8 protein-coding genes are annotated in these 7,462 nt (G+C 73.8%); 5 read left to right on the top strand and 3 right to left on the bottom strand.

Translation table 11 applies throughout. From position 1 onward, the window contains the following. Together VGP36_13940 and VGP36_13935 are read left to right on the top strand one after the other, a co-directional pair. Positions 1-1,246: M20/M25/M40 family metallo-hydrolase (locus tag VGP36_13940; GenBank protein ID HEV7655817.1), on the top strand; the 1,246-nt coding region annotated here is incomplete at its 5' end. Positions 1,247-1,255: 9 nt separating this feature from the next. Further along, positions 1,256-2,128, top strand: a complete 873-nt coding sequence (locus VGP36_13935) for a DUF2510 domain-containing protein (protein ID HEV7655816.1) — start codon at positions 1,256-1,258, stop codon at positions 2,126-2,128. Between the two features lie 162 nt (positions 2,129-2,290). Here the strand turns inward: VGP36_13935 and VGP36_13930 are convergent, their stop codons facing one another. From VGP36_13930 to VGP36_13920, 3 genes are read right to left on the bottom strand one after another with little or no spacing between them, the layout of a single operon-like run. Next, entirely contained in the window at positions 2,291-3,952 is a 1,662-nt protein-coding gene (locus VGP36_13930; protein HEV7655815.1) for a putative PEP-binding protein, read from the bottom strand. Beyond that, the gene (locus VGP36_13925) at positions 3,945-4,220 is read right to left on the bottom strand and encodes an HPr family phosphocarrier protein (protein HEV7655814.1); all 276 of its coding nucleotides are present in this window, start codon (positions 4,218-4,220) and stop codon (positions 3,945-3,947) included. The genes VGP36_13930 and VGP36_13925 overlap by 8 nt, the downstream gene beginning before the upstream one ends. 25 nt (positions 4,221-4,245) lie before the next feature. After that, entirely contained in the window at positions 4,246-4,377 is a 132-nt protein-coding gene (locus tag VGP36_13920) for a hypothetical protein (protein ID HEV7655813.1), read from the bottom strand. A 678-nt stretch (positions 4,378-5,055) separates the two neighbouring features. Between VGP36_13920 and VGP36_13915 the strand changes: the two genes are divergently transcribed. From VGP36_13915 to VGP36_13905, 3 genes are all read left to right on the top strand, one after another. Then, the gene (locus VGP36_13915) at positions 5,056-6,465 is read left to right on the top strand and encodes a selenium-binding protein SBP56-related protein (protein HEV7655812.1); all 1,410 of its coding nucleotides are present in this window, start codon (positions 5,056-5,058) and stop codon (positions 6,463-6,465) included. A 76-nt stretch (positions 6,466-6,541) separates the two neighbouring features. Further along, positions 6,542-7,162 carry a hypothetical protein gene (locus tag VGP36_13910; protein HEV7655811.1) on the top strand — a complete coding sequence of 207 codons (621 nt, stop codon included), beginning with the start codon at positions 6,542-6,544 and terminating at the stop codon, positions 7,160-7,162. 90 nt (positions 7,163-7,252) lie between these two features. After that, positions 7,253-7,462: hypothetical protein (locus VGP36_13905; GenBank protein ID HEV7655810.1), on the top strand; the 210-nt coding region annotated here is incomplete at its 3' end.

The following is a 7,462-nucleotide window of genomic DNA, read 5'->3' as shown; positions in this document are numbered from 1 at the left end:
AGGCTTTCCGACCGTCGAGGTCTGGCCGACCGCGGGGTTGCCGACCGTCTATGCGGAGTGGCCGAGCGCCGAGCCGGACGCGCCGGTCGTGCTCGTCTACGGGCATCACGACGTCCAGCCGGTCGACCCGATCGAGCTCTGGCAGACCGACCCGTTCGACCCGACGATCGACGGCGACGTGCTGCGCGCTCGCGGCGCGTCAGACGACAAGGGCCAGCTGCTGTTCCACCTGCTCGGCCTGCGCGCCCACCTTTCCGCCACAAAGAGGGACACCCCCGCGGTCACGCTGCGCTTCCTGATCGAGGGTGAGGAGGAGTCCGGCTCGCCGCACTTCGCCGACCTGCTGCGGGCGCAGAAGGACCGGGTCGCCTCGGACGTGACCGTGGTGACCGACACCGGCGTGTTCGCCCGCGACTTCCCCACCACCACGGTCGGCATGCGCGGCCTGGTCGGCTGCCAGATCGACTTCCACGGTCCGGACGTCGACCTGCACTCGGGCTCGTTCGGCGGCGCGGTGCCGAACCCGCTGACCGCGATGGCCCACCTGCTGGCCGCGCTGCACGACCACGACGGCCACATCGCCATCACCGGCTTCTACGACTCGGTCGCCCCGGTCGGCGCCGACGAGCGGGAGAAGTACGGCGCGCTGCCCTTCGACGAGCAGGCCTGGCTGGACGGTCCGGCCCGGTCCCGCGCGGTCGGCGGCGAGGCCGGCTACAGCACGCTGGAGCGGATCTGGGCCCGGCCGACGGCCGAGATCAACGGCATGTGGGGCGGCTACACCGGCCCCGGCCACAAGACGATCGTGCCCACCGACGCGTACGCGAAGCTGTCCTTCCGGCTCGTCCCGGACCAGCGCGGCGCCGAGCTGCGCCCGCTGATCCAGGAGTTCGTCGACGCGCACACGCCGCCCGGCATCACCGCCACGCTGCACTGGGAGGGCGACGGCGTGGCCCCGCTGCGGACCCCGCTGGACGCGCCCGCGCTCGGCGCGCTGGTCCGGGCGATGGAGAAGGCGTTCGGGCTGCCGGTCGGGTTCTCCCGCGAGGGCGGCAGCGGACCCGAGGCCGACCTGGCCGAGATCCTCGGCGCGCCGGTGGTGTTCCTCGGCGTCGGGCTGCCGGAGGACGCGATCCACTCGCCGAACGAGCGGGTGGTGCTGCCGATGCTGGAGCTCGGGGCCGAGGCCGCGGCGTACCTCTGGTCCGAGCTCGCTTCACCCGGGTCTCACCCCGCCGGGTCGTAGCCTGTGGGCGTGACCGAGGCACGCCCACCCGGCTGGTACGACGAGCCCGGGGGCGACCGTGCCTCGCTGCGCTGGTGGGACGGCCGGTCCTGGACCAGCGTGACCCGGTCCCGGTCCCGGTTCGAGCAGCTTGCCGATCCGGCGCCGGCCGCGACCGACCTGCTGGATTCGGACACCGTCGAGCGGCCGCCGGGAAACCGGCGGGGCTGGCTGATCGCCGGCCTCGCCGCTGCGGTCGTGCTCGTGCTCGTCGTGGTCGGCCTGCCCGGCCGCGACGACGAGGGCGGGCTGGCCGACCCGCTGCCCGGCCCCGGACCGGCGACGATCGTGCCGTCCGAGCCGCCGCCGATCACGCCCACCCCGGTCAGCGGCCGGGTCCAGGACCGGGTCGCCCGGCTGTCGTACGACGTGCTGCCGGGCACCTGGCGCGAATGGGACCGGGACTCCTTCGACGGGCTGGAGTCGACCCTCGGCTACTACCGGGTGACCCAGCAGAACGCGCCGCTCGGGCAGACGTACTGGGCCAACGTGAACTCGGGTCCGCTGGACCCGGACACCACCGGCAACGGCGACCTGGCCGGCGCGGCCCAGCGGCTGATCGACACGCTGGCGCAGGAGTACTACCCGAAGCACAGCCGGCAGGGCTTCAGCCAGAAGTCGCTCACCGTCGACGGGGCCAAGGCGTACCTGGTCCGCTACCGGGCGATCTTCGACCCGGCCGCGGCGGCCGGCTACTCGGCCAAGTCCGAGCAGATCGTCGTGCTGGTCGTGGACACCGGGCAGTCGGTGCCCTCCGCGCTCTACGTCTCGCTGCCGGACACGGTCAGCGACCTGTGGCCCTCGATCGACGGGCTGCTGGCCAGGGTCAAGGTCATCCGATAGCCCGCAGGTACGCCGCGACAGCGCCGGCCCGGCCAGCATCGCCGCCACCACCGCCGCGCCGCCACCGCCGCCGCCGACACCGAGCGAGCGACGAACGACCCGATCATCCCGGCCGCCTTGACGCCACCCGGGCCCCGGACCCGGCGGCGGCCGGGATGGCGATCAGGCGGCGGTGCGGACCGCCTCGCGCGCGGCGGCGGCGCCGTCCGCGTCCAGCGCGAGGCGGGCCAGCGCCTCGCACTCGGCCAGCGTGTGCGCGGCCAGCGCCGCCCCGACCAGCGGAACGGCGCGCGCCGACATCGACAGGCTGGTCATCCCCAGCCCGGTCAGCACGAGCGCCAGCAGCGGGTCGGCGGCGGCCTCACCGCAGACCCCGACCGGCTTGCCGGCCCGCCCCCCGGCCGCCCCGCAGGCGGCCACCAGCGCCAGCACGGCCGGCTGCCAGGGGTCCAGCAGCTCGGCCAGGTCGCCGGACTGCCGGTCGGCCGCCATCGTGTACTGGCCCAGGTCGTTCGTGCCGATGGAGAGGAAGTCGACGGCGGCGAGCACCCGGTCGGCGCGCAGCGCCGCGGCCGGCACCTCGATCATCACCCCGGCCGTGGGCAACCCGGCCGCCCGGGCCGCGTCGGCGAAGGACGCCGCCTCGGCCGCGGTGGACACCATCGGCGCCATCACCCAGACCTCGGCCCCGGTCGCTGCCGCGGCCGCCGCGACCGCGCCCAGCTGGGTGGTGAGCACCTCCGGCTGCACCCGCGCCACCCGCAGCCCCCGTACGCCCAGGGCCGGGTTGGGCTCGGGCCGCAGCCCCAGGAACGGCAGCGGTTTGTCCGCCCCCGCGTCCAGCGTCCGCAGCACGACCTTGCGGCCGCCCACGGCGGTCAGCAGCGCCTCGTACTCGCGCTGCTGCTCGGCCGCGGACGGCATGTCGCGGCGGTCCAGGAACAGCAGCTCGGTCCGGAACAGCCCGACGCCCTCGGCGGTGCCGAGCCCGAGGTCCCGCAGCGCGGCCGTGCTGCTGGTGCCGCCGGTGGCCAGGTCGGCGGCCGAGCCGACGTTGAGCAGCAGCTGCACCGGGTGCCCGTCCGCGGTCCGCCCGGGCCCGGCGTAGTCCGGCAGCGCGGCGGCCGTCGTCCCCGCCTGGGCCGGGTCGACGCCGACCTCCACGGTCCCGGCCGAGCCGTCCACCCGGACCACCGCACCGTCCACCAGGGACGCCGCGGCCGGCAGCCCGACCACGGCCGGCAGGCCGAGCGACCGGGCCAGGATCGCGGTGTGGCTGGTCGGGCTGCCGCGCTCGGTCACCAGCGCGAGCACGGTCGCCGGATCCAGCCCGACCGTGTCCGCCGGGGCCAGGTCGTCGGCCACCAGCACGTACGGATGGCCCGGCGCGGGGACGCCCGGCATCGGCTCGCCGAGCACGGTCGCCACCGCCCGGTCCCGGACGTCGTCCAGGTCGGCCACCCGTTCGGCCAGGTAGCCGCCGGCCCCGGCCAGCAGCTCCCGGTACGCCCCGAACGCCGCGTGCACCGCGTGCGCGGCGTCCTGCCCGGCCCGCACGTGCTCGCCGATCGCGTCGACCAGCGTCGGGTCGCCGGCCATCAGCGACTGGGCCTCGAGGATCGCGGCCGCGTCCGCCGGCGCCCCGGCCGCCCGCTCGGCGAGATCCTTGGCCACCGCGTCCAGCGCGTCCGCGGCCCGGCTGATCTCAGCGTCCACATCGGACACCGGGGCCGGGGCGGGCAGCGCGGGCCGCCCGCCCATCCGGGCCACCGGACCGACCGCGACGCCGGGGGAGACGCCGAGGCCGGTCAGGGGCTCAGCCATCGGCGTCGAGGTTGCGGGCCAGCATCGCCGCGAGCTCGTCCACCGCCGCCGCGGCCTCGTCACCCTCAGCCTCCAACGTCACCTCGGTGCCCTTCTTGGCGCCGAGCGAGAGCACGGAGAGCATGCTGCGCGCGGGCACCGCCTTCCCGTCCCCGATCCGGATCGTCACCGGGACGGGTTGCGCCGCGGCCGCCTTGACGAACAGGGCGGCCGGGCGGGCGTGCAGCCCGCTGTCCGAGCCGATCGCCACCGTGCGCTGCTCGACCATCGCATTGCCTCCTACGGTTCGATCGTCACCTTGGGTCGAACGCGATCACCGGATCGGCCTTGGGCAGCCCGCCGAACAGACTGATCCGGCCGCTGCGCGCGGCCATCAGCAGTGCCTGTTCCAGTGCGGACCTCGCCGCCGCGGCCGTGACGACCACGTCCGCGCCGGCGCCGGCGGTCAGCTAAGCACCTCGTCGACGGTGTCCGCCTCGGCCGCGCAGACGGCGGCGTCGGGGGGTGCACCACGGCGGCCGAGGCGTCCAGCCGGGCCCGGTTCAGCTCCACGAGGAGGATTCTCGCCGCCCCGCGCGAGCGCGCCAACATCCCGGATGACGGCGCCGCGGGTGAGCGGTCGACCTGGATGGTCCGGTCCAGGCTCCGGTTCGGCGTCAGCGTGACGACCATGCCCGGATCACCTCCGGTCCGGCGGCGGATGGTCTCGGTGGTCACGTCGAGGATCTCGGCCGGCGTGACCACGTCGACCCGGCCCTGCCCACGGGCTCGGCGCAGGATCTCCGGCTGGCGTTCCTGGGCGTATGTCGTGTTGTTTCACCGCCGCTCGATCTGGGTTTCTGTCGTCTTACTGTGTCGTCAGCCACACACACGAACCCTTCCTCGCAGGGCCGGCCCGCAGGCGTCCCGAGGTCGATGGGGTCAGACGACCCGTCCCGCATCTGTTCGGATCAGCGGCTCGATGCCACGATGGCGGGCATGCCGCCGCTGCCGAGGCCTGTAACCCGGCTGCTTGTCTCCCGGCGGCACATCGACCTGCTCCGCGTGACCAGCGCGTCCTGTCCGGGCTCCGCCGCCCGTTCCCACCAACTTCTGGAGCCCCGGTGACCCTCTGGACCCCCGATCCGACCTTCTACCCGTCCCCGCGGGACGCCGCGGCCGGCCCGGCCGAGACGCTCGCGTACGTCGTCGCGTTCGACCGCGCGGCCGAGAAGCCCGACGCGCTCGCGGTCCTGGACGTCGACCCCGAGTCCTCGTCGTACGGTCAGGTGATCGGCTGGACCGACATGCCGTACACCGGCGACGAGCTGCACCACTTCGGCTGGAACATGTGCTCGTCGGCGCTGTGCCCGTACGCGCCGCATCCGCACACCGAGCGCCGCTACCTGGTCGTGCCGGGCCTGCGCTCGTCGCGGCTGATGATCCTGGACACCAAGGAGAACCCGAAGCAGCCGCCGGTGGTGAAGGTGCTGGAGGCGGAGGAGCTGGCCAAGCGGGCCGGCTACTCCCGGCCGCACACCCTCCACTGTGGACCGGAGGGCATCTACCTGACCTGCCTCGGCGGCGCCAACGGTGCCGAGGGCCCCGGCGGCGTGGCGCTGATCGACCACCAGTCCTTCGAGGTGCTGGGGCGGTGGGAGGTCGACCGCGGCCCGCAGTACCTGGCGTACGACCTGTGGTGGCACATCGCCCAGGACGTCGCGGTCACCAGCGAGTGGGGCACCCCGTCGATGATCGAGGACGGGGTCGTCGGCGAGCTCCTGCTCGGCCGCAAGTACGGGCACAAGCTGCATTTCTGGGACCTGCGCAGGCGCAAGCACGTCCAGGAGGTCGACCTCGGCGACCAGCACCAGATGGCGCTGGAGCTGCGGCCCGCGCACGACCCGACCAAGTCGTACGGGTTCGTGGGCGTGGTCGTGTCGGTCGAGGACCTGTCCGCCTCGGTCTGGCTCTGGCACCGCTCCGACTCCGGCGACTCGTGGGAGGCGACGAAGGTCATCACGATCCCGGCCGAGCCCGCGGACGCCTCCCAGCTGCCGCCGGTGATCGCGCCGTTCGGCGCGGTGCCGCCGCTGGTGACCGACATCGACCTGTCCGTCGACGACCAGTGGCTCTACGTCTCCTGCTGGGGGACCGGCGAGCTCAAGCGGTACGACGTCTCGGATCCGTTCCACCCGCGCGAGGCCGGCTCGGTCCGGCTCGGCGGGATCGTCGGGAACGTCGCGCACCCGGCGGCGCCGGACCAGCCGCTGCGCGGCGGGCCGCAGATGGTCGAGGTCTCCCGCGACGGGTCACGGGTCTACGTGACGAACTCGCTCTACGGGTCCTGGGACGACCAGTTCTACCCGGACGGCGTGGGCTCCTGGATGGCGAAGCTCGACTCCACCGCCGACGGGTTCACGCTGGATTCGCGGTTCTTCCCGCACGGGTCGGAGACGTGGCGAGGACTCCGCCCGCACCAGGTCCGCCTGCAGGGTGGCGACGCCTCGTCCGACTCGTACTGCTACCCGTGAGCGGCTCGGCTCCCGCCGGGACTCGCGCCGGGATCGGCATGATCCGTGCGGCCGGCCCGCGCGCGGGTGGCGGCCGGTGAATCTCGCCCAGTCCTTGACCGTCGCCGGGTTGGGGATCTTCCACGGCCTCAACCCGGCGATGGGCTGGCTGTTCGCGGTCGCGCTCGGCCTGCAGGCGTCCGCCGATCCCCGGCCCCGGCGCGCGGCGGCGCTCCGGGCGCTCCCGCCAATCGCTGCCGGTCACCTCGTCTCGGTCGGCGCGGTCGCCGCCGTCTTCGCCGTCACGGCGTCGGCCTTCACATCCCGCGCGGTCACGATTGCCGCCGGCGCCGTCCTGGTCGGAGTCGGCCTGTGGCGTCTGCTGTCCCGCCGCCACTTCAAATGGGTCGGCATGCGCCTCACGCCGTGGGAACTCGGGACGTGGTCGTTCCTGATGTCGTCGGTGCACGGCGCCGGGCTCATGCTCGTCCCGGTGCTCGCGTCCCACCACGCCTCGGCCGTCCCGCAGTCGCTCGGCTGGGCCGCGGTGGCCACGCTCCTGCACACCGCGACGATGGTGCTCACCGCCGCGATCGTGGCCGTGGTCGTCCTGCAGGTGCTCGGCCTCGGCGTCCTGCGCAAGGCCTGGCTCAACGTCGACCGGATCTGGGCCGTCGCTCTCATCGGCGCCGGCGCCGCCACTGCCCTGACCCGCTGAAGGGCGAGATCTCCGGAGCTAGCTCTTCTAGTCCGCGGAACTCCCACTCATGACCCATGGCCCCCACTTCGGACGGTCTACGGCTGTGGGGTGGACGACGTCGTTGCCGAAGTCGTGACGGCCGAGGTCAGGCCGGCTCATCTGAACGATCCGGCCGTCGCCGTAGAGATGCATCTTCGGCCACTCGCGATCGAGGCGGTCAAAGATCTCCTCACCAGCAGCGTGCAGCAGGTCCAACAAGTCGGCGTCATCGTCGGTCGTGTCGACGAGTTGGTAGGCCAGCCGAGATCTGTAGTGAAA

The organism is Mycobacteriales bacterium, assembly GCA_035995165.1.
Lineage (GTDB): Bacteria > Actinomycetota > Actinomycetes > Mycobacteriales > CADCTP01 > CADCTP01.
The sequence above is the reverse complement of the archived record's forward strand: the minus strand, read 5'-3'. Positions and strand labels throughout refer to the sequence as shown.